17 protein-coding genes are annotated in these 20,093 nt (G+C 65.7%); 7 read left to right on the top strand and 10 right to left on the bottom strand.

Going from position 1 to position 20,093, the window contains the following annotated elements; genetic code table 11:
- The first annotated feature begins 360 nt into the window (after positions 1–360).
- The 4 genes from JN302_RS30835 to JN302_RS30820 all read left to right on the top strand — a co-directional run bounded on the left by JN302_RS30835 (position 361) and on the right by JN302_RS30820 (position 5,649).
- Positions 361–1,563, top strand: a complete 1,203-nt coding sequence (locus tag JN302_RS30835) for an acyl-CoA dehydrogenase (protein WP_202330215.1) — start codon at positions 361–363, stop codon at positions 1,561–1,563.
- 749 nt (positions 1,564–2,312) lie between these two features.
- Positions 2,313–3,503, top strand: coding sequence for a glycine C-acetyltransferase (locus JN302_RS30830; protein ID WP_202330214.1), 1,191 nt, complete (start codon positions 2,313–2,315; stop codon positions 3,501–3,503).
- Positions 3,504–3,731: 228 nt separating this feature from the next.
- Positions 3,732–4,766 carry an L-threonine 3-dehydrogenase gene (gene tdh / locus JN302_RS30825; protein ID WP_202330213.1) on the top strand — a complete coding sequence of 345 codons (1,035 nt, stop codon included), beginning with the start codon at positions 3,732–3,734 and terminating at the stop codon, positions 4,764–4,766.
- Between the two features lie 379 nt (positions 4,767–5,145).
- Positions 5,146–5,649, top strand: a complete 504-nt coding sequence (locus tag JN302_RS30820) for an HPP family protein (RefSeq protein ID WP_202330212.1) — start codon at positions 5,146–5,148, stop codon at positions 5,647–5,649.
- A gap of 222 nt (positions 5,650–5,871) precedes the next feature.
- On the opposite strand, the gene JN302_RS30815 is transcribed toward JN302_RS30820, so the two are convergent.
- Positions 5,872–6,351, bottom strand: a complete 480-nt coding sequence (locus JN302_RS30815; protein ID WP_202330211.1) for a MarR family winged helix-turn-helix transcriptional regulator — start codon at positions 6,349–6,351, stop codon at positions 5,872–5,874.
- Positions 6,352–6,490: 139 nt separating this feature from the next.
- Here JN302_RS30815 and JN302_RS30810 point away from each other — a divergent pair, with 139 nt between their 5' ends.
- Complete coding sequence (locus tag JN302_RS30810; RefSeq protein ID WP_202330210.1) at positions 6,491–7,363, top strand: MBL fold metallo-hydrolase; 873 nt, start codon at positions 6,491–6,493, stop codon at positions 7,361–7,363.
- 59 nt (positions 7,364–7,422) lie between these two features.
- On the opposite strand, the gene JN302_RS30805 is transcribed toward JN302_RS30810, so the two are convergent.
- Positions 7,423–7,800: a type II toxin-antitoxin system VapC family toxin gene (locus tag JN302_RS30805; RefSeq protein WP_202330209.1), complete on the bottom strand. Its 378-nt coding sequence runs from the start codon at positions 7,798–7,800 to the stop codon at positions 7,423–7,425.
- Positions 7,797–8,024, bottom strand: coding sequence for a type II toxin-antitoxin system Phd/YefM family antitoxin (locus JN302_RS30800; protein ID WP_202330208.1), 228 nt, complete (start codon positions 8,022–8,024; stop codon positions 7,797–7,799). Before JN302_RS30800 ends, JN302_RS30805 begins: the two co-directional genes overlap by 4 nt.
- Before the next feature lie 128 nt (positions 8,025–8,152).
- On the opposite strand from JN302_RS30800, the gene JN302_RS30795 reads away from it, so the two are divergent.
- On the top strand, positions 8,153–8,620 hold the full coding sequence (locus JN302_RS30795) for an Lrp/AsnC family transcriptional regulator (RefSeq protein WP_202330207.1): 468 nt from the start codon (positions 8,153–8,155) through the stop codon (positions 8,618–8,620).
- 346 nt (positions 8,621–8,966) lie between these two features.
- On the opposite strand, the gene JN302_RS30790 is transcribed toward JN302_RS30795, so the two are convergent.
- Positions 8,967–9,305 carry a TIGR01244 family sulfur transferase gene (locus JN302_RS30790; RefSeq protein ID WP_202308144.1) on the bottom strand — a complete coding sequence of 113 codons (339 nt, stop codon included), beginning with the start codon at positions 9,303–9,305 and terminating at the stop codon, positions 8,967–8,969.
- A 484-nt stretch (positions 9,306–9,789) separates the two neighbouring features.
- Here JN302_RS30790 and JN302_RS30785 point away from each other — a divergent pair, with 484 nt between their 5' ends.
- Positions 9,790–11,220: an IS1182 family transposase gene (locus JN302_RS30785; RefSeq protein WP_202330014.1), complete on the top strand. Its 1,431-nt coding sequence runs from the start codon at positions 9,790–9,792 to the stop codon at positions 11,218–11,220.
- A 178-nt stretch (positions 11,221–11,398) separates the two neighbouring features.
- On the opposite strand, the gene JN302_RS30780 is transcribed toward JN302_RS30785, so the two are convergent.
- From JN302_RS30780 to pcaD, 6 genes are all read right to left on the bottom strand, one after another.
- Positions 11,399–12,547 carry an acyl-CoA dehydrogenase family protein gene (locus tag JN302_RS30780; protein ID WP_202330206.1) on the bottom strand — a complete coding sequence of 383 codons (1,149 nt, stop codon included), beginning with the start codon at positions 12,545–12,547 and terminating at the stop codon, positions 11,399–11,401.
- A gap of 299 nt (positions 12,548–12,846) precedes the next feature.
- Complete coding sequence (gene pimC, locus JN302_RS30775) at positions 12,847–14,049, bottom strand: pimeloyl-CoA dehydrogenase large subunit (RefSeq protein WP_202330205.1); 1,203 nt, start codon at positions 14,047–14,049, stop codon at positions 12,847–12,849.
- Positions 14,050–14,271: 222 nt separating this feature from the next.
- Positions 14,272–15,456 carry an acetyl-CoA C-acyltransferase gene (locus JN302_RS30770; RefSeq protein WP_202308141.1) on the bottom strand — a complete coding sequence of 395 codons (1,185 nt, stop codon included), beginning with the start codon at positions 15,454–15,456 and terminating at the stop codon, positions 14,272–14,274.
- A gap of 9 nt (positions 15,457–15,465) precedes the next feature.
- A complete protein-coding gene (locus JN302_RS30765; RefSeq protein ID WP_202330204.1) occupies positions 15,466–17,154 on the bottom strand; it encodes an AMP-binding protein in 1,689 nt (562 codons plus the stop codon).
- Positions 17,151–19,235 carry a 3-hydroxyacyl-CoA dehydrogenase NAD-binding domain-containing protein gene (locus JN302_RS30760; protein WP_202330203.1) on the bottom strand — a complete coding sequence of 695 codons (2,085 nt, stop codon included), beginning with the start codon at positions 19,233–19,235 and terminating at the stop codon, positions 17,151–17,153. Before JN302_RS30760 ends, JN302_RS30765 begins: the two co-directional genes overlap by 4 nt.
- 52 nt (positions 19,236–19,287) lie before the next feature.
- Complete coding sequence (gene pcaD / locus JN302_RS30755) at positions 19,288–20,082, bottom strand: 3-oxoadipate enol-lactonase (protein ID WP_202330202.1); 795 nt, start codon at positions 20,080–20,082, stop codon at positions 19,288–19,290.
- Positions 20,083–20,093: the final 11 nt, after the last annotated feature.

Raw genomic sequence — 20,093 nt, 5'->3', positions numbered from 1 at the left:
TCCTGCCGGACATCTCCCCCTCAAGGGGGGAGATTCGCTAACCCGCACGGCGGCACCTGGTTCTGCGGCGTAGACGATTGGCGAAACCTAGGCGGCCAGCCGATCTCCCCCCTTGAGGGGGAGATGTCCGGCAGGACAGAGGGGGGTATCCCGCTTGGCCAGTCGTGTACTGTGAAGTCCTTCTTACGTCCCTGAAATACCGTGCGGCGCAAGAGCAAGCGGCACTTTCCGGCCCGAAGCGCGGCGCGGCCGTTCGCCCGACTTCTCCACTTTTTCGCATGGCGTCATCGCAAAAGCGCTACACACTTCCGCGCGGGATGCCCTAAAATGCCGCCTCCCTGGAAAGCATCGGATTTTGCAATGGACATCGACAGCAAGGCCGGCAAGGCCTCCTTCGTCTGGAACGATCCGTTCCTGCTGGACGACCAGTTGAGCGAGGACGAGCGGATGATCCGCGATGCGGCGGCGGCCTTTGCCGCCGACAAGCTCGCGCCGCGCGTCGAACAGGCCTATCTGGAGGAGAAGACCGATCCGGAGATCTTCCGCGAGATGGGCGCGGCCGGCCTGCTCGGCGTCACCATTCCGGAAGAATATGGCGGCGTCGGCGCCGGCTACGTCTCCTACGGGCTGGTCGCGCGGGAAGTGGAGCGCATCGACTCGGGCTACCGCTCGATGATGAGCGTGCAGTCCTCGCTGGTGATGTATCCGATCCATGCCTATGGCTCGGAGGAGCAGCGCAAGAAATACCTGCCGAAGCTGGCGAGCGGCGAATGGATCGGCTGCTTCGGCCTGACCGAGCCCGATGCCGGCTCGGACCCCGGCGGCATGAAGACGAGGGCCGAGAAGATTTCGGGCGGCTATCGGCTCTCCGGCTCCAAGATGTGGATCTCCAACGCGCCGATCGCCGATGTCTTCGTGGTGTGGGCGAAGTCGGCCGCCCATGGCGACCAGATCCGCGGTTTTGTGCTTGACAAGGGCATGAAGGGCCTGTCGGCGCCGAAGATCGGCGGCAAGCTGTCGCTGAGGGCCTCGATCACCGGCGAGGTGGTGATGGAGGGCGTCGAGGTGTCGGAGGATGCGCTGCTGCCCAATGTGTCGGGGCTGAAGGGCCCGTTCGGCTGCCTGAACCGGGCGCGCTACGGCATCTCCTGGGGGGCGATGGGCGCGGCGGAGGACTGCTGGCACCGCGCCCGCCAATACGGCCTCGACCGCAAGCAGTTCGGCAGGCCGTTGGCGCAGACGCAGCTTTTCCAGAAGAAGCTGGCCGACATGCAGACCGAGATCGCGCTCGGGCTGCAGGGCTCGCTGCGGGTCGGGCGGCTGATGGACGAGGGCCGGTTCGCGCCGGAGATGATCTCGATCGTGAAGCGCAACAATTGCGGCAAGGCGCTGGACATCGCCCGCCAGGCTCGCGACATGCATGGCGGCAACGGCATCCAGATCGGCTACCACGTGATGCGGCACGCGCAGAACCTGGAGACGGTCAACACCTACGAAGGCACCCACGACGTCCATGCCCTCATCCTCGGCCGCGCCCAGACCGGATTGCAGGCGTTCTTCTGAGGCCGCGGCTGGCTTCCGAAGGGGCAGGGCTGAGCGGACGGGGATTACCCCTCATCCGACCTCGCCCTTGCGGGCGAGGCCACCTTCTCCCACAAGGGGAGAAGGCCGGAGCTTGGCGTCGCAGGCTCTGCAAATCAGCAACGTCGATGGTTGGCCGAGACCTTGCTGCAGGCGTTCCCTTCTCCCCTTGTGGGGTCCGAAGGACGGGTGGAGACCCGTGGCTCCACCCCGGGTGGTGGCCTCGCGAAGCGAGGTCGGATGAGGGGTATGTTGCGCCTGCGCCTGCCGGGATTGGCAGAAGCGCCGCCGCAGGCTCCCGCCTTCTCCCCTTGTGGGGTCCAAAGGACGGGTGGAGACCCGTGGCTCCACCCCGGGTGGTGGCCTCGCGAAGCGAGGTCGGATGAGGGGTCTGCAGCGCACCGCGCTCGCCGAAGCTTGCCAAATCTATCGCTGTCGCCACGCTTGGCCCCATTGACAATCCCCCGACAATCCCCGATTTATTGACCCGAAGTTTCACTTTCGGACAGTTGCGCCCGCCCGATCCCATCGCGGCGGTTTTTCTTTTTGAGCATGCGCTTCCGAGGGTACGCCCAAAACAGGCCCGGTCCTGTAAAAATCCAGTATTTTACAGGACCGCGCCGCCCGAGCTTCCTCGCCAACCCAACAGCGTGCGGTCGTATTTCCGATAGATTTTCGCGCCGCTTGGCGCGACAGTCCCGATCAGAGTCCCAGCCAGGCGGTCCGGTCCCATGAGCACAGCGTTCCTCTCCCATCTCTCGGCCGAGCTCGACGGCCTGAAATCGGCGGGCCTCTACAAGTCGGAGCGGGTGATCACTTCCACCCAGGCGGCGGAGATCGCCATTGCCGACGGCAGCAAGGTGCTGAATTTCTGCGCCAACAACTATCTCGGCCTCGCCGACAGCGAGGAACTGCGCGCCGCCGCCAAGGCCGCGCTCGACCGCTACGGCTACGGTATGGCCTCGGTGCGTTTCATCTGCGGCACCCAGGAGGAGCACAAGGAACTCGAGGCCGCGCTGTCGTCCTTCCTCGGCATGGAGGATACGATCCTCTATTCCTCCTGCTTCGACGCCAATGGCGGCCTGTTCGAGACGCTGCTCGGCGAGGAAGATGCCGTCATCTCCGATGCGCTCAACCACGCCTCCATCATCGACGGCGTGCGGCTCTCCAAGGCCCGGCGCTACCGCTACGCCAACAACGACATGGCCGATCTGGAGGCGCGCCTGAAGGAAGCGTCCGACGCCCGCTTCCGGCTCATCGCCACCGACGGCGTCTTCTCCATGGACGGCATCATCGCCAATCTGGAGGGCGTCTGCGACCTCGCCGAAAAATACGACGCCATGGTCATGGTCGACGACAGCCACGCCGTCGGTTTCGTCGGCAGGCATGGCCGCGGCTCGCCCGAGCATTGCGGCGTCGAGGGCCGTGTCGACATCCTCACCGGAACGCTCGGCAAGGCGCTGGGCGGTGCGTCCGGCGGCTACACCTCGGGCAAGCGCGAGGTGGTCGACTGGCTGCGCCAGCGCTCGCGTCCCTATCTCTTCTCCAACACGCTGGCGCCCGCCATCGCCGGCGCCTCGCTGAAGGTGCTCGACATGATCGGCAAGGGCGATGCCCTGCGCGAGAAGCTCTATGCCAACGCCGAGCGCTTCCGCGCCGGCATGTCGAAGCTCGGCTTCCGCCTGGCCGGCGCCGGCCACCCGATCATCCCGGTCATGCTGGGCGACGCGGCACTTGCGCAGGAGATGGCGCAGCGCCTGCTCGGCCACGGCATCTATGTCATCGGCTTCTCCTTCCCCGTCGTGCCGAAAGGCCAGGCGCGCATCCGGACCCAGATGTCGGCCGCCCATTCCCCCGCCGACATCGACCGCGCCGTCAGCGCCTTCGGCACCGTCGGCCGGGAACTGGGCGTGATCGGCTAGCAGCAACGGTTTTATGATCGCCTCGGTCGTCACCCCCCTCTGTCCTGCCGGACATCTCCCCCTCAAGGGGGGAGATTGGCAGCGGCGGCGTCGTGCACTCTCGGCGACGAAGGTTGGCGAAAGCCCGACTGCCAGCGAATCTCCCCCCTTGAGGGGGAGATGTCCGGCAGGACAGAGGGGGGTGACCCACGCCTCCGCTCCAACACCCGAACTTCGCCGGAGATTTCCATGTCCGACATGATGCGGGCCCTCGTGAAGGCAAAGGCCGAGCCGGGGATCTGGATGGAAGAGGTGCCGGTCCCCGAGATCGGCCCCAACGACGTGCTGATCAAGATCAGGAAGACCGCGATCTGCGGCACCGACGTCCATATCTACAACTGGGACCAGTGGGCGCAGAAGACGGTGCCGGTGCCGATGGTCACCGGCCATGAATTCGTCGGCACCGTCGCCGATTTCGGCGCGGCCGTCACCGAATACAGGGTCGGCCAGCGTGTCTCAGGCGAGGGGCATATCGTCTGCGGCCATTGCCGCAACTGCCGCGCCGGCCGCGGGCATCTGTGCCGCAACACGCTCGGCGTCGGCGTCAACCGCCCCGGCGCCTTCGGCGAATATCTCGCCATCCCCCAGCACAATGTCGTGCCGATCCCCGACGATGTGCCCGACGAGATCGCCGCGATCTTCGATCCGCTCGGCAATGCCGTGCACACCGCGCTCTCCTTCGACCTCGTCGGCGAGGACGTGCTGGTCACCGGCGCCGGGCCGATCGGCATCATGGGCGCGCTGGTGGCCCAGTGCGTGGGCGCGCGCAAGGTGGTCATCACCGACATCAACCCGACGCGGCTGGCGCTGGCGAAGAAGCTTGGCGTGCACCATGTCGTCGACGCCTCGAAAGAGAAGCTCGCCGACGTGATGCGCGAGGAGGGCATGCGCGAGGGCTTCGACATCGGCCTCGAAATGTCGGGCTCGGCCGCCGCCTTCCGCGACATGATCGACACCATGAACAATGGCGGCAAGATCGCCATCCTCGGCATCGCACCGACCGGCTTCGAGATCGACTGGAACAAGGTCATCTTCAAGATGCTGCATCTGAAAGGCATCTACGGGCGCGAGATGTTCGAGACCTGGTACAAGATGATCGCCCTGGTTCAGGGCCCGCTCGACGTGTCGGGCCTCATCACCCACCGCATCGCCGTCGACGACTACATCTCAGGCTTCGAAGCCATGAAGAGCGGCAACTCCGGCAAGGTGGTGATGGACTGGTAGGGCGGGGGTGGAGCCGTCGGTCCCAGCCTTCGACCGTCGCGCTCACCCCTCATCCGACCTCGCCCTGGCGGGCGAGGCCACCTTCTCCCACAAGGGGAGAAGGCCGGAGCCTGGCATGGCCGCCTCTGCAAATCACCAACGTCGGCGACTAGCGGAAGCGTCGCCTCAGGCGCCTTCCCTTCTCCCCTTGTGGGAGAAGGTGGCCGCGCGAAGCGCGGTCGGATGAGGGGTAGCTTGGCACTACGTTCCGCATCCTGAGGCGCTCGCGAAGCGAGCCTCGAAGGATTTTTCTCCAACACCCCTCAAATTCGAATTTTGATCGTTGCACAGTCCGTAGGCATGTTGCTAATTGCGCAGGCAATTTCGCCTGGGGCCGTTCATGCGCCGTCATATCCGCACTCTCGCCGCACGGCATGAAGCCGGCGGACAGTTCCTCTCGCACATCAAATCCGGCTCCGGTGCCATGATCGGCATGTCGGCGGTGGGCGGGCTTTCGGCACTGACGGAGCTGCCGCTGCTCATCGCGCCCTTCGGCGCGACGGCCGTGCTGCTGTTCGGCCAGCCGGCGAGCCCGCTGGCGCAGCCCGCCAATGTCTTCGGCGGCTATCTCATCGCCTCGACGGTCGCGGCCGGTGCGGTCGTCGCCTTTCCCGGCATGTGGTGGGCGGCGGCGATCGCGGTCGGCGTCGCCATCGCGCTGATGCTCATGCTGCGCGTCACCCATCCGCCGGCGGGCGCGATCCCGCTGGTCGCTTCGGCCTCGCCGCTGCACGGCTCCATGCTGTTCACGGTCGTGCTCCTGGGCAGCGCCAGCCTGATCGCCCTGGCTCTGCTGCATCACCGGATCCCGCCGCGCCAGCAATATCCGCGCCGGATCGAATAGTACCGACGATCGAACTATCGATCGTCGGAGCGCGCGACTGCGCGGCGCACGCCCGTTGGCGCGAAAGCCACCGCATCGGCCCGAAAATCGTATTCGATTTTCGGAAAGCACGATGCGTTGACTCAAGGTGTTAGAGCGTCCTTTGCGCGTCCCCCTGGACGCGCGGCGCTCTAACCGGCCCGGATGGGCCGCGCCGGCGATTGAGGCCCAAAGGAAAGCCTCTCATTTCCGCGCGAAGGCGCGCTCCAGCGCGGCGAGCCCGGTGACGACGGCGGCCTTCTCGGCTTCGTTCATCTTGTTGAAGACGGCCGCTTCGAACCCTTTGGCGACAGGCACGAGCTCGCGATAGACCTTGTCGCCTGCCCGGGTCAGAACGAGCCGCTCCACCCGCCGGTCGTTGGGATCGCTGGTTCGCTGCAGCCATTTGCGCCGCTCGAGCTCGGCGACGGCCCGCGACACCTTGGTCTTGTGCATCGAGGAATGCTCGCCGATCGCGGTTGCGGTCATCGTGCCGAACTGGCCGAGCGTGGCGAGCGTGCGCCATTCCGGCCGCGTCAGGCCGTGGCGCTGCTTGTAGATTTTCTGGAATTCCCGGCTGACTGCGTCGGCGAGGTGGTTCAGACGGTAGGGAAGGAAACCTTCGAGCGCGAGCGCTGTGGCGGTCTGCGCGGCGCCTGCCTTGGTCTCCTTGAGATCGTCCATTTTCGCCATCCGGATTGATCGTTCTGTCGCAGATGGTTACATCTGTAACAAATCGGCGGAAGCGTCAAACAGGAGGGCAGACATATGACCGATCAGGGGAAGGGGCCGGCATCGTATCGTCCGGCGGCTGCGCCTGCTCATGGCTGACCGGCTGGTCCTGCTCGGCACCAAGGGCGGCCCGGCGCTGAGGCCGGGCGGGCCTTGGCCGACCTCGTCGCTTCTCGAGATCGGCGGTCGCTCGGTCGTCGTCGATTGCGGCCTGGGCGTGACGCGCGCGCTCACCGAAGCCGGCGTGGGTCTCAAGACGCTCGACCTCGTCTTCATCACCCACCTTCATTCCGACCATGTGCTGGAGCTCGGACCGCTTCTCCATACGGCCTGGACCGCCGGCCTCGACAAGACGGTACGGGTATACGGCCCGGCCGGCACCGGCCACTATTGGCAGCGATTCCTGCAGTCCATGGAATTCGACATCGAGATCCGCATCGGTGACGAGGGCAGGCCGGACCTGCGCGACCTCGTCATCGTGGAGGAATTCGCCGAAGGCCCTGTGATGGAGACCGACGGCCTCGCGGTCGGTGCGCTTCGCGTCGACCACCCGCCCGTGACGGAGTGTTTCGCCCTGCGTTTCGATAGTGGCGGCAAGAGCGTCGTCTTTTCGGCCGACACCGCCTTGTTCCCGCCGCTCGCCGGTTTCGCCAAAGGCGCCTCCATGCTCGTCCATGAGGCGATGCTGGAGGAGGGGATCGAACGGCTTGTCGCGCGAACCGGCAACGGCGCGCGGCTGAAGGAGCATCTCCTGGCGAGCCACACGCTGGCCGCCGATGCCGGGCGCATCGCCGCAGACGCCGGCGTCGGCCATCTCGTGCTCCACCACCTGATCCCCGCCGACGATCCCGAGGTCGCCGAAAACCACTGGATCGATGCCGTCAGGACGAACTGGAACGGCCCCCTGACGATCGGTCGCGACGGGCTCGCCTTCGACCTGCCGGCGAAAGGGACGGGCGGCTGAGCGGGATGGACCCACGCGCGATCGACCCAGGCAGGCGAGGGAGTCCGGTGTCCGACCGTTCAGGCTACCGGCACCTCATAGGCCGAGAAGTGTGAATCCACGGTCATGATCGTCAGGCCTTCCAGCTTCGCCTGTGCGATGAGAAGCCGGTCGAACGGATCACCATGGTGCAAGGGCAGGGAGGCAACCGCCTCGGCATGTTCGGCCGTGATCGGCATGATCTCGGCATCGAGTTTTCGAATGACCGAAAGGAGATCCGATGGCGCGGCGAGCTTTCCCAGCGTCTGCTTGATCGCGATCTCCCAGATGGACACCGCGCTGACGACCTGCGCGGGCTGCTGCTCCAATATGTTTCGAAAACGTGCCGGCAACCTGTCGTCGCCGCTGAGGATCCAGAGCAGAATATGGGTGTCGAGCAGATATCGCCGGTCATTCACGGCATGTACTCACGGAACTCCTCGAGCGGCTCGTCGAAGTCGTCGGCGATCCAGATCTGGCCCTTCAATGCCCCGAGCAGCGGGGGTTTGCGCACCTCACCTTCCGGCGGCACCACGCGGGCGACGACCTTGCCATGGCGCGTGACGAGGATTTCCTCGCCGGCTTCGGCGCGTTTGATCAGCTCGGAGAATTTGGCTTTCGCTTCGGCTATCGAGATGTTCATGGCCAGGATCCATATGACCAGAATTTAGGTCATAATTTTCGATTGTTCAACTGATGTGCAAGGGCTTGTCCCGCGGTGTCGATCTGGGCAATCTAATGCAAAAGACAAGCGGATGAGAAGGCAATCTCATGGAAACGACGCAACTCGATCCTTTTGATCGCAAGATCCTTGCGCTGCTCCAGGCAGATGCGCGGCTGACCAACAACGACCTCTCGGCCAAGGTCAACCTGTCGCCGTCGCAATGTTCGCGGCGGCGACAGCGGCTCGAGGAGGAGGGATACATCAAGGGCTATCGCGCCGTGCTCGACCGCGACCGGCTGGGTTTTTCGCTCACGAACATGGTCACGGTCACGCTTGCCACCCACAACCGCGACAACGCCCGGCGTTTCGCCGAACTGGTCGCGCGCCTGCCCGAGGTCCAGGAGGCCCATGCCCTCACCGGCGAGATGGACTACATCCTCAAGGTCGTGACCCCGAACCTGAAGGCCCTGTCCGAATTCGTCAACGGCGAGCTGTTGCCGCATGAAGCGGTCCAGCACGTGAAGACGGCCATCGTTCTGGAAACGCTCAAGGAAACCGGCTCGCTGCCGCTGTGAAGTATGTCTTCCCGATGGGCAGCGGACATGCTGAAGCTGCCCGGAAGTAGCCTATAGCGCCGTCCTATCTTCGTCATTCTCGGGCCCGGAGGCGAGCGCAGCGAGCCGCAGGCGACCCGAGAATCCATGCCGTGAGATCGCGGCCGGCTGCGTCGGTGCAGAATATGTGCGGCGCGGGTGTGGATCGGAATCCATCCCTTTCCCCCACTGACGGCGGCCTTCGGATCGGTCACGGCATAGATCCACGGGTCATCGCGCCCTCCGCTTCGCTGCGTGCGCTCGCCCGTGGATGACGAGGGGCAGATGTTGCCGCTCTATCTGGTAGAATAGGTGCCGCCGTCAGTACTCAGCCCTTCGCCTGCTGCACGAGGCCGTAGAGATTAGTGCAGCGCGCCCCCGACCGGCAATAGGCGAAGACCGGGCCTTGCATCTCCTCGAGCGCGGCCGCCATGTCGGTGACGTTGTCGGCCGTGATCTGGCCGCTGATCACGGGGATATGGCGGAACTCAAGCCCGGCGGCCTCGGCCGCGGCGCGAACGCTCGCGGCGGAAGGCTGGCCGGGCTGCTCGTCGTCCGGACGGTTGCATATGACGCTCCGGAAGCCCGCGGCCTTCAGGGCCGCGACCTCGTCAGGGGTGATCTGGCCGGAAACGGAGTAGTCGTCGCTGATCTGGCGGTATTCCATCGTTCTGTCCTCAAAAGCCATCGGCAGGCATGTCGCTGTCTTGCCACCGACAGACGCCAACCGCAACTGCCTGGGCCGGAGCTAAGGAAACATCGGAAAATAACCCCTTCGCACTGCATCGCCCCTCACTGTCCTGCCGGACGACCGGCCGGGTCCCCGCTGCTGCGTAGCGTCCCGGCGTTCGCTGGCCTTTCATCGTGCCACTGGCACGATGAATTCGCTCCGCGAACCGGCTGCTCGCCCCCGCAAGCGGGTAGAGAGCCGATCGGATCTACTCATTGCCTATCGCAGGGTTTCCGACTGGCGAAATTCAAGCGGCAAGCCTCTCTCTCCCCGCGTGCCAGGCCGTGTGAAAACTCGGGCATTGGTTTTTTGGATGTGTCGAGGAGCATCTTGGGCTTCCCAAATCAACCTGGATCGGATTCAAATTGTTGATCCAAAGCAGTGATTTGCCGGATTTTTGGCAGTTTGAGACGAGGCCGAAATGGCGCATATGACAGGCCAGTCGCGGGAGCAAACGAGCTTGTTCCCGGAAACCTTGGACGAGGCGGTCGGTGCCGATCATCCGGTGCGGGTCATCGATGCCTTCGTCGACAGCCTCGATCTGGCGCAGCTCGGTTTCTCCAAGGTTGTTCCCGAGGCCACGGGCCGGCCACCCTACGATCCGGGCGATTTGTTGAAGCTTTATGTGTACGGCTACCAGAACCAGGTGCGGTCGAGCCGCCGGCTTGCGGCGGAAGCGCGGCGCAACATTGAAGTGATGTGGCTCACCCATCGCGCGGCGCCGGCCTTCAAGACGATTGCGGATTTCCGCAAGGATCATCCGGAAGCGATCGTTGGGGTGTGCCGGGCCTTCGTGCGCTTCTGCCGGGAGCAGGCGCTGGTCGGCGGCACGTTGCTTGCGATCGACGGGACCAAGATCGATGCGGTGGCGAGCCGCAAGCAGGTGGTGACGGCCAAGGAACTGGAGAAGGCGACGGCGGCCGTGGATCGCAAGATTGCCGCCTATCTTGCGCAGATGGACGAAGCCGACCGGGACGAGCGCGCGGCGCAGACGGATGGCGTGGACGTTGCGGCGGCGGTGGCGGCCTTGCGGGCGCGCCGCGAGCAGATCCAGCAGCAGGCCGAGGCTTTGGCCGGACGCGGGTTGAGCCAGTGGGTTCGCACCGAGCCCGAGGCCAAGCTGATGCGCACGGCTCGGCACGGCCATCAGGTGGCCTACAACGCGCAGACCGTGGTCGACGCAAAACACAAGCTGGTGGTTGCCTTCGACCTGACCAATGACGGCAACGACCAGTGCCAGCTCCACCCGATGGCGGTGGCCGGCCGCGAAGCCGTGGACGGTGACAAGGTAACGGTGGTGGCCGATGCCGGCTATTCGAACGGCGAGCACGGCCAGCGCTGCGAGGACGACGGCATCACCGCCATCGTGCCGCGGGCCGAAACCGTTAACCCGGAAGGCAAAGAGTACTTCACCCGCGACCAGTTCAGCTACGACGCCGAGAGCGACAGCTGGCGCTGCCCGGCCGGCGAAACGCTCACCCACCGGGAGACCTCGTGGACGGAACAGAAGAAGAAGTACGGGACCAAGGCCTGTGCGGACTGTGCCTTGAAGCCGAAGTGCACGCAGGCCGCCAAGCGCACCATCATCCGCCACTTCCATGAAGATGCGCGCGAGGCGATGCACCGGCGCGCCATCAGCGACCCCGAGTGGATGGCGCAGCGGCGCATGCTGGTCGAACACCCTTACGGCACCATCAAATGGATGATGGGCCATCCCCGGTTCCTGGTCCGCGGGCTGAAAAAGGCCAGGTCCGAGTTGGCGCTCAGCGTCCTGGGCTACAATCTGAAGCGGGTGGTGAACATTCTGGGTGTGCCGGCGCTGCTCCAGACCCTGCTGTCCTCGCAAGCATAGGGGGGCGTGAACTCGTGCCTCAGCTTCCAAACCACTCACAACGCTATGCCTCCGTCCAGTTCTCACACGGCCTGGTGCGGGGAGAGATGTCCGGCAGGACAGTGAGGGGCAACCCGGTGGCGACAGCACGTCCTTCGCCAGATTTTCGGTCGAGGCGATTCGGTTGATTCGAGATCCCCTAGGCCACCGCCAGGCCCCCAAGCTCAGCCAGGGCGCGCAAATGATGGTCGCTGTCGCCGAAGGTGAGATCGATCATGGCGGCGCGCTTGAGATAGTGGCCGACCGCATATTCCATGGTCATGCCGACGCCGCCGTGAAGCTGCACCGCGTTCTCGCCGACCAGACGTCCGCCGCGGCCGATCTCGGTCTTGGCCGCATGCATGGCGCGCGCCCGCTCCTGCCGATCGTCGCTGTCGGCCATCATCGTGGCATAGAGCGTGATCGAGCGCGCCTGCTCCAGCGCCACATACATGTCGACCGCCTTGTGCTGCAGCACCTGGAACGCGCCGATCGGCACGCCGAACTGCTTGCGCACCTTGAGATAGTCGACGGTGAGCCCATGCATGGCCGACATCGCGCCAACCGCCTCGGCGCAGAGTGCGGCGATTGCCTGGTCGATGACCTTCTCCACCAGCGGCAGCCCGTTCTCGGGATCGCCGAGCACGGCTTCCGCCGGCACCTTCACCTTGTCGAAGGCGATTTCTGCACCGCGCAGCCCGTCCTGCATGACGTAGCCGCGGCGCGACACGCCGGCCGCATCGGCGTCGACCAGGAAGACGCCGATCCCGCCGGCATCGCGCGATGCTCCCGCCGTGCGGGCGGTGACGACGAGCGTGTCGGCGCTGTCGCCGTGAAGCACGACGCCCTTGGCGCCCGACAGGACAAAGCCGCCGCCGTCCTTCGTGGCGGTCGTCTCGACATGGTTGAGATCGTAGCGCGAGCCGCGCTCGAGTTGCGCGAATGCGAGTTTGCGCGACCCCTCCGCGACCTGCGGAATGATCTCGGCCCGCTGCGCGTCGTTTCCGCCGAGGCGCAGGAAAGCGCCGCCCAGCACGGTGGTGGTGAAATAGGGTTCGAGCGCCAGCACCTTGCCCAGCGCCTCCATGACGATCATGGTCTCGACCGGCCCGCCGCCGATGCCGCCGTCGTCCTCCGCAAAAGGCAGCGCCATCAGCCCCATCTCGGCATAGCGCCCCCACATCTCGGTGCTCCAGCCCTCCGGCGAAGCCATGAAACGCTTGCGCTCCTCGAAGCCGTAATTGTCGGCCAGGAGCCGGTCGAGCGAATCCTTGAGGATCGACTGTTCTTCAGTGAGGTCGAAGTCCATGGGTGGTTCCATTCTTGTTTGGATGGCCGAACGCTGTGCTGGACAATTTGATTGTTGCTCCGGGGTTACCCCTCATCCGACCTCGCCCTACGGGCGAGGCCACCTTCTCCCACAAGGGGAGAAGGGAACACCTGCAACAACGTCTCGGCCAATCTCCAGCGTCGGCGATTTGCAGAGTCGGCCAAACCAGGCTCCGGCCTTCTCCCCTTGTGGGAGAAGGTGGCCGCGCGCAGCGCGGTCGGATGAGGGGTACCCCAGGCACAACGGTCAAAGCCTTCGGCACCAGCATCAAATCACCATCAAAGCCCCAGCACCGCCTTGGCGATGATGTTCTTCTGGATTTCGTTCGAGCCGCCATAGATCGAGACCTTGCGGGCGTTGAAATAGGTCGGCGCGGCATGGGCTCCGTAGCCCGGCCCGATTGGCGGTTCGTTCCAGCCCTCCTCCGGCTCCGGCTGATAGGGCATGGCGTAGGGTCCCATCACCTCCATGAGGAGATGCGTGGTGGCCTGCTGGATCTCCGAGCCCTTTATCTTCAGATAGGAGGAGGCGGGGTCGGGCTTGCCTGTGTTGCCGCGCTTGGCGTCGGCGGCAACGACGCGCAGCTGGGTGAGTTCCAGCGCCTTCAGCTCGATCTCGACCGAGGCGAGCTTCTCGCGGAACCGCGGGTCCTCGATCAGCGGCCGGCCGCCGGAAAGCTCCTTGGCGGCAAGCTCGCGGATGCGGGCGAGGCGCTGCTTCGACATGCCGATGCGCGCGATGTTGGTGCGCTCGTTGCCGAGCAGGAACTTGGCATAGTCCCAGCCCTTGTTCTCCTCGCCGACGAGGTTCTCCACCGGCACCCTGACATCGGTCAGGAACACCTCGTTGATCTCGCGTCCCCCGTCGATCGTCACGATCGGGCGCACCTCGATACCAGGGGTCTTCATGTCGATCAGCAGGAAGGAGATGCCCTCCTGCTTCTTGGCCTCCGGATCGGTGCGCACCAGGCAGAAGATCCAGTCGGCATATTGGGCGAGCGTCGTCCAGGTCTTCTGGCCGTTGACGACATAGTGGTCGCCGTCGCGCATCGCGCGGGTCTTCAGCGAGGCAAGGTCCGACCCCGCTCCGGGTTCGGAAAAGCCCTGGCACCACCAGTGGTCGAGATTGCGGATCGCAGGCAGGAAGCGCTCCTTCTGCGCGGCGCTGCCGAAGGTGTAGATCACGGGCCCGACCATGTTGACGCCGAAGGCCAGCGGCTGCGGCGCCGGATATTTCTGCATCTCCTCCAGGAAGATGTATTGCCGCATCGGGTCCCAGCCGGTGCCACCATATTCGGCCGGCCAATGGGCCGCGGCCCAGCCCTTCTGGTCGAGCAGCCGCGACCAGGCGACCAACTCGTCCCTGCTCACCATCTCGCCGTCGATCAGCTTCTGGCGGACACTATCCGGCACATGTTCGCGGAAGAACTGGCGCACCTCCGCACGAAAGGCGTTTTCCTCGTCTGTGAAGCGCAGGTCCATGGTTGGCTCCCATTTTTTCCTCAGTCGCCGGCGCGGCCCGTCCGGGCCGGTTAGAGCGCCGCGCGTCCATTCGGACGCGCAAGGACGCTCTAAGACTTTACGTTGCCGCATCGTGCTTTCGAAAATCGAATACGATTTTCGGCCGATGCGGTGGCTTTCGCGCCAACGGGCGTGGGCCACGCGGTCGCGCTCTCCGACGGTCGATTTTGTCGACCGTCGGTATCAGTTGATCTCGAACAGACCGGCCGCGCCCATGCCGCCGCCGACGCACATGGTGACGACGGCATATTTGACGCCGCGCCGCTTGCCTTCGATCAGCGCATGGCCGGCAAGCCGTGCGCCGCTCATCCCATAGGGGTGACCGACCGCGATCGCGCCGCCATTGACGTTGAGCTTTTCCGGATCGATGCCCAGCCGGTCGCGGCAATAGAGCACCTGCACGGCGAAGGCCTCGTTCAGCTCCCACAGGCCGATGTCGTCGATCTTGAGGCCGTGGCGTTCGAGCAGGCGCGGCACCGCGAAGACCGGGCCGATACCCATCTCGTCGGGCTCGCAGCCGGCGACGTTGAAGCCGCGCAGCACGCCGAGTGGTGTCAGTCCGCGCCGTGCCGCCTCCTTGTCGCTCATCATCACACTGGCCGACGCGCCGTCGGACAGCTGGCTGGCGTTGCCGGCGGTGATGGTGAAACCCTCGCCGCGCACGGGCTTCAGGGCCGCCAGGCCTTCCGCCGTGGTGTCGGCGCGCGGCCCCTCGTCATGGGCGAGTTCGGTCTCCTTGTGGCTGATCTCCTTGGTCTCCTTGTCGACGACGGCCATGACCGTGCGGATCGGCGCGATCTCGGCGGAAAAACGTCCGGCCTCGCGCGCGGCGGCGACACGCCGCTGGCTTTCGAGCGAATAGGCGTCCTGGCGCTCGCGCGAAATGCCATAGCGCTTGGCCACGACCTCGGCCGTGTCGATCATCGGCATATAGACTTCGGGCTTGATCGCCATCAGTTTCTCGTCGATCAGCTTGAAGGTGTTCTGCTTGTCGTTCTGCACGAGGCTGATCGATTCCAGGCCGCCCGCGATGCCGGCCTTCACGCCGTCGTTGCGGATCGCATTGGCGAGCAGCGCCATGGCCTGCAGGCCCGACGCGCATTGCCGGTCGATCGTCGTGCCGGCGACGGTGACGGGAAGGCCGGCGGTCAGGAGGGCGCGGCGTGCCGCGTTCAGCCCCGTCGTGCCCTGCTGCATGGCGCAGCCCATGACCACGTCCTCGATCTCCGCGCCGTCGAGGCCGGAGCGGGCGAGCGCCTGGGCGATGGCGTGGCCGCCGAGCGTCGCCCCGCAGGTGTCGTTGAGCGCGCCGCGATAGGCCTTGCCGATCGGCGTGCGGGCGGTGGATACGATGACGGCGTCGACCATGGTCTTCTCCTAAGGGGTGTTCGAAGCGGCCGCGGCCCTCCGGGCTGCCTCTTCCTGTTTCAGTTCGAGTTTCGACAGCTTGCCCACCGCCGTGCGTGGCAGGGCGGGGCGGATCTCCAGCGCCTCCGGCATCTCGTGCCGTCCGAGCCGGCCCGCGAGGAAGGCGCGCAGTTGATCGAGGGTGAGTTGCGGCGCGCCGTCGCGCAGCTTGACGAAGGCTTTTGCGGCCTCGCCCCGATAGGGGTCGGCGACGCCGATAACGAGCACTTCCTCGATGTCGGGATGCTCATAGATCGCCTGTTCTATCATCTGCGGATAGACGTTGTAGCCGCCCGAGATGATCATGTCCTTCTTGCGGTCGACGATGAAGAGGAAACCGTCCTCGTCCATGTAACCGATGTCGCCTGTCAGGAGCCCGCCGTCGGAGAAGGAGGCGCGGGTCTCCTCTTCCCGGTTCAGATAGCCGCGCGTGACATTGGGGCCGAAGACGCGGAGCTCGCCGGTTTCCCCAGGCTTCAGCACGCGTCGTGGATCGTCGAGCGCGACGAAGTCCATATAGATGCCGGGCAGGGGTACGCCGACCGTGCCCGCCTTGTCTGGCCGGCCCTTGGGGATGTTGGCGCCGGCCGGCGAAGTTTCCGTCATGCCCCATCCGCCGAGCAGCTCGAGGCCTGTCATGGCGTTGAGCTTGCGCGCGACCTCGACGGGCAATGGCGCGCCGCCGGAGGCGCAGTAGCGCAGGCTGGAGAGATCGCGTTTCTCGAAGCCCGGCAGCGCGCAGAGCGCGATCCACATCGTGGGCACGCCGGCGAAGGATGTCGCGCCGTTCTCGATCTCGGCCAGGGCCGTCTGCGGGTCGAAACGCGTGTGCATGACCAGCGTCTGCCCGCTGGACAGGGCCCGCAGCATGACGGAGACCAAGGCATAGATATGGAAAAGGGGCAGGAAGAGCAGCACCCGTTCCTTGCCCGGCTGCGAAAGCTGCTCGGCGCGAGACCAGAGGTCGTAGGCGGAGACCGCGGCCGAAAGATTGGCGTGGCTGAGCATCGCGCCCTTGGGCAGGCCGGTCGTGCCGCCGGTATATTGCAGCAGCGCGAGATCATCGACATGGACGTCGGGGAAGCGTGATGCAGTCTCGACCGCCGTGAAGCCGGACCAGAGCTGGACCCCCGCGCCCGAAGCCATCGGGCCGGTGAGCGCCGAAGGGCCGAAGGCCTCGTCCTCGCCCACGATCAATGTGTCGACCAGGCCTTCGGCCAGCAGCGCTTCGGCCTTGACGGCAAGGTCGCCGATATTGGTCGTCACGATTGTGCGCGCGCCGCTGTCGGTGAGTTTGTGAGCGAGCACGCGGGGGCTGTCGAGGGGGCTCAGATGCACGATCGTCGCGCCGGCCTTGAGCGCGCCGAAGAAGGCGTAGGGATGGTAGAGCGTATTGGGCAGCAGAAGCGCGATGCGGGCGCCGGGGCCGAGGCCGGCCGCGAGGAAGGCGCTGGCCGCACGCTCGACCTTTGCCTTCAACTCGCGATAGGTGAGCGAAACGTCGCGGAAGACGAAGGCCGGCCTGTCGCCGAAATTCTCGGACGAGCGGTCGATCGCGGAAGCGACCGGCCACGTGTCGAGCCGGCTGTCGGGTCGGCAGCCGGCCGGATAGGACTTCGCCCAGGGCCACGGCCCCGGGAAGGTCCCGGCTTGCGTCATGCGGCAGCCTCACGCAGTTCGGCGAACGAGCCGCCCGACGCAGCCAGCCGGCGCAGCAGCGGCGCCGGTTCGAACACGGCCTTGCCGGTGCGGGTGTGCCAGTGATCGAGCCTTTCGACGATCTTCTTCAGACCGTGGGCTTCGGCCCAGAACATCGGGCCGCCCTTGCCGACCGGGAATCCGTAGCCATTGACCCAGACGATGTCGATGTCGGAGGCGCGTGCGGCGATACCTTCCTCGAGGATGCGCGCGCCCTCGTTGATCATCGGATAGAGCGAGCGCTCCGTGATCTCCTCGGCCGAAATCTCACGGCGCTCGATGCCGCGCTCGCGCGCCTTCTCCTCGATCAGCTTCTCGACCTCGGGGTCGTTCTTTGGCGTGCGGCCGTTCTCGTAGAGATAGTATCCCTTGCCGGTCTTCTGGCCGAAGCGGCCTTGCTCGCACAGCGGGTCGGCGATCGCAGCCGTCTTGCCGAGCGACTTGCGGTTGCGCCAGCCGATGTCGAGGCCGGCGAGGTCGGCCATCTGGAACGGTCCCATCGGCCAGCCGAAATCGGTGAAGGACTTGTCGACTTCGGCCGGGCTCGCGCCTTCGAGCAGCAGATCCTCGCTGTCGGCGGAGCGTGCCGCCAGCATGCGGTTGCCGACGAAGCCGTGGCAGACGCCGACCACCACCGGAACCTTGGCGATGCGCTTGGCGACCGCGAGCGCGGTGGCGAGCACGTCGGGCGCGGTCTTCTTGCCGCGCACGATCTCCAGCAGCTTCATCACATTGGCCGGCGAGAAGAAATGCAGGCCGACCACGTCTTGCGGCCGCGCGGTGATCGCGGCGATCTGGTCGACGTCGAGATAGGAGGTGTTGGAGGCGAGGATGGCGCCGGCCTTGGCGATCTTGTCGAGCTTGCCGAACACGTCCTTCTTGACGTCCATATCCTCGAACACGGCTTCGATGATGATGTCGCAGTCGGCGAGATCGGCATAGTCGGTGGTGCCGGTGAACATCGCCATCCGCTTGGTCTTGGCGTCCTCGGCGAGCGAGCCCCGGGAGACCGAGATGGCGTAGTTCTTTTCGATCGTGGCGAGGCCGCGATCGAGCGCTTCCTTGCTCATCTCAAGAAGGGTCACCGGAATGCCGCCATTGACGAAGGACATGGCGATGCCTCCGCCCATGGTCCCGGCGCCGATGATGCCGGCCCTGCGGATCTCGCGCGGCTTCACGTCCTTGCCGACGCCGGCGACCTTGGCCGCCTCGCGCTCGGCGAAGAAGAGGTGGCGCTGCGCGCGCGACTGTTCGCCGGAGACCAGATGCACGAAGAAGTCGCGTTCCTTGGCAAGCGCCTCGTCGAAGGGAAGGGTGATCGCGTTGCGGACCGACTGGGCGCAGGCGACGGGCGCTTCGAGGCCGCGCGCTTTCTTGGCGAGCTCGGCTGCATCGGCGTCGAAGGCTGCGAGGTCGGCCTCTTCGATCCTCTCGCGGCGGTCGCGCACGGCCTTGAACGGCCCGCCCTCGGCGACTTTTGCACGGGCGAATGCCACGGCGTTGGCGACGAGTTCGCCGTCATGCAAGGCATCCACGAGGCCGCCCTGCAGGGCTTCGCCAGCGCCGATCGGCGTGCCCGAAACGATCACCTTGAGCGCCTTGCGGGGGCCGAGGATATAGGGCAGCCGCACCGTGCCGCCGGCACCCGGCAGGAGGCCGAGCTTCACTTCCGGCAGGCCGAGCCTGGCCTCCTTGACCGCGACACGGAAGTGGCAGCCGAGCGCCAGTTCCAGGCCGCCGCCGAGCGCGGTGCCGTGGATCGCGGCAACGGTCGGCTTCTCGATCTTCTCCAGAGTCGCGATCAGGTCGCGCAGGTCGGGCCGCTGCATCGGTTTGCCGAATTCGGTGATGTCGGCGCCTGCGACGAAGGTGCGTCCCGCGCAGGTGAGCACCATCGCCTTGACGGTGTCGTCGTCGCGCAGCGTTTCGAGCGCCGTCATCAGCGGTGCGCGCAGATGGAAGCTCAGTGCGTTGACCGGTGGATTGTCGAGGGTGATGACGGCGACGTCGGCGTCGCGGCTGACCGTGACCGGCTGGTTCATTATGTTCTCCATGCGATGACCGCCCGGCCCGGGAACGGCCGGGGCGGCTTGTTCAAACGTATCTGACTGACTTCAGGAAATTGGCGATGAGGTCGGCGACCGCGGCCGGCTGCTCGATATTCGGCAGGTGGCCCGCCCCTTCGATGATCCTGAATTCGGAACCGCGAATGAGGGCCGCCGTCGAACGCACGAGGTCGGGAGGGGTCGAGCCGTCCTGGTCGCCGACGACAAGCAGGGTGGGCTGCTTGATCGCGCGCGTCGATTCCGTCAGGTCGGCGTCGCGCAGCGCCGCGCAGGTGCCGGCATAGCCGTCGATGTCGGTGCGCACCAGCATCGCCGTATAGCCGACGAAATCGGGGTTCTCGGGAGAACGGTAGGCGGGCGTGAACCATCGCTGCATGACGGCTTCGGCGATCGCGGCGATGCCCTTTTCGGTCACCGCCTTGATGCGGTCGTTCCACATGGCATCCGTGCCGATCTTGTGGGCCGTGTCGCAAAGCACCAGCACGGCCACCTTTTCCGGATGGAGCGCCGCAAGGCCCTGGGCGATCAGCCCGCCGACCGAAAGCCCGACCACGGCGGCGCGGTCGATGCCGAGATGGTCGAGCAGCGCGGTGAGATCCTCGACATGGTCGGCCAGCTTGTAGGGGGCTGGCGTCGACTCGGACAGGCCGTGGCCGCGCTTATCGTAAAGCACGATGCGGTAGTCTGCCTGAAGCCGCTCTGCGACCGCGTCCCAGATCCGGAAGTCCGTGCCGAGCGAATTCGAAAAGACGAGCGGCGGCTTGCCCTCGGCACCGCGAAGCTCATGATGCAGCACGACGCCGTTGAGGCGTGCGAAAGCCATGCCGTACCTCC

This window comes from Mesorhizobium sp. L-8-3 (assembly GCF_016756615.1).
Lineage (GTDB): Bacteria > Pseudomonadota > Alphaproteobacteria > Rhizobiales > Rhizobiaceae.
The sequence above is the reverse complement of the archived record's forward strand: the minus strand, read 5'-3'. Positions and strand labels throughout refer to the sequence as shown.

Coding starts and splice junctions, on each gene's coding strand:
- JN302_RS30835 (WP_202330215.1), top strand. CDS start 361: ATGGACATCGACAGCAAGGCCGGCAAGGCCTCCTTCGTCTGGAACGAT.
- JN302_RS30785 (WP_202330014.1), top strand. CDS start 9,790: ATGGCGCATATGACAGGCCAGTCGCGGGAGCAAACGAGCTTGTTCCCG.
- JN302_RS30760 (WP_202330203.1), bottom strand. CDS start 19,235: ATGAACCAGCCGGTCACGGTCAGCCGCGACGCCGACGTCGCCGTCATC.
- JN302_RS30830 (WP_202330214.1), top strand. CDS start 2,313: ATGAGCACAGCGTTCCTCTCCCATCTCTCGGCCGAGCTCGACGGCCTG.
- JN302_RS30780 (WP_202330206.1), bottom strand. CDS start 12,547: ATGGACTTCGACCTCACTGAAGAACAGTCGATCCTCAAGGATTCGCTC.
- JN302_RS30765 (WP_202330204.1), bottom strand. CDS start 17,154: ATGACGCAAGCCGGGACCTTCCCGGGGCCGTGGCCCTGGGCGAAGTCC.
- JN302_RS30770 (WP_202308141.1), bottom strand. CDS start 15,456: ATGGTCGACGCCGTCATCGTATCCACCGCCCGCACGCCGATCGGCAAG.
- tdh (WP_202330213.1), top strand. CDS start 3,732: ATGTCCGACATGATGCGGGCCCTCGTGAAGGCAAAGGCCGAGCCGGGG.
- JN302_RS30815 (WP_202330211.1), bottom strand. CDS start 6,351: ATGGACGATCTCAAGGAGACCAAGGCAGGCGCCGCGCAGACCGCCACA.
- JN302_RS30800 (WP_202330208.1), bottom strand. CDS start 8,024: ATGAACATCTCGATAGCCGAAGCGAAAGCCAAATTCTCCGAGCTGATC.
- pcaD (WP_202330202.1), bottom strand. CDS start 20,082: ATGGCTTTCGCACGCCTCAACGGCGTCGTGCTGCATCATGAGCTTCGC.
- JN302_RS30790 (WP_202308144.1), bottom strand. CDS start 9,305: ATGGAATACCGCCAGATCAGCGACGACTACTCCGTTTCCGGCCAGATC.
- JN302_RS30795 (WP_202330207.1), top strand. CDS start 8,153: ATGGAAACGACGCAACTCGATCCTTTTGATCGCAAGATCCTTGCGCTG.
- JN302_RS30820 (WP_202330212.1), top strand. CDS start 5,146: ATGCGCCGTCATATCCGCACTCTCGCCGCACGGCATGAAGCCGGCGGA.
- JN302_RS30810 (WP_202330210.1), top strand. CDS start 6,491: ATGGCTGACCGGCTGGTCCTGCTCGGCACCAAGGGCGGCCCGGCGCTG.
- pimC (WP_202330205.1), bottom strand. CDS start 14,049: ATGGACCTGCGCTTCACAGACGAGGAAAACGCCTTTCGTGCGGAGGTG.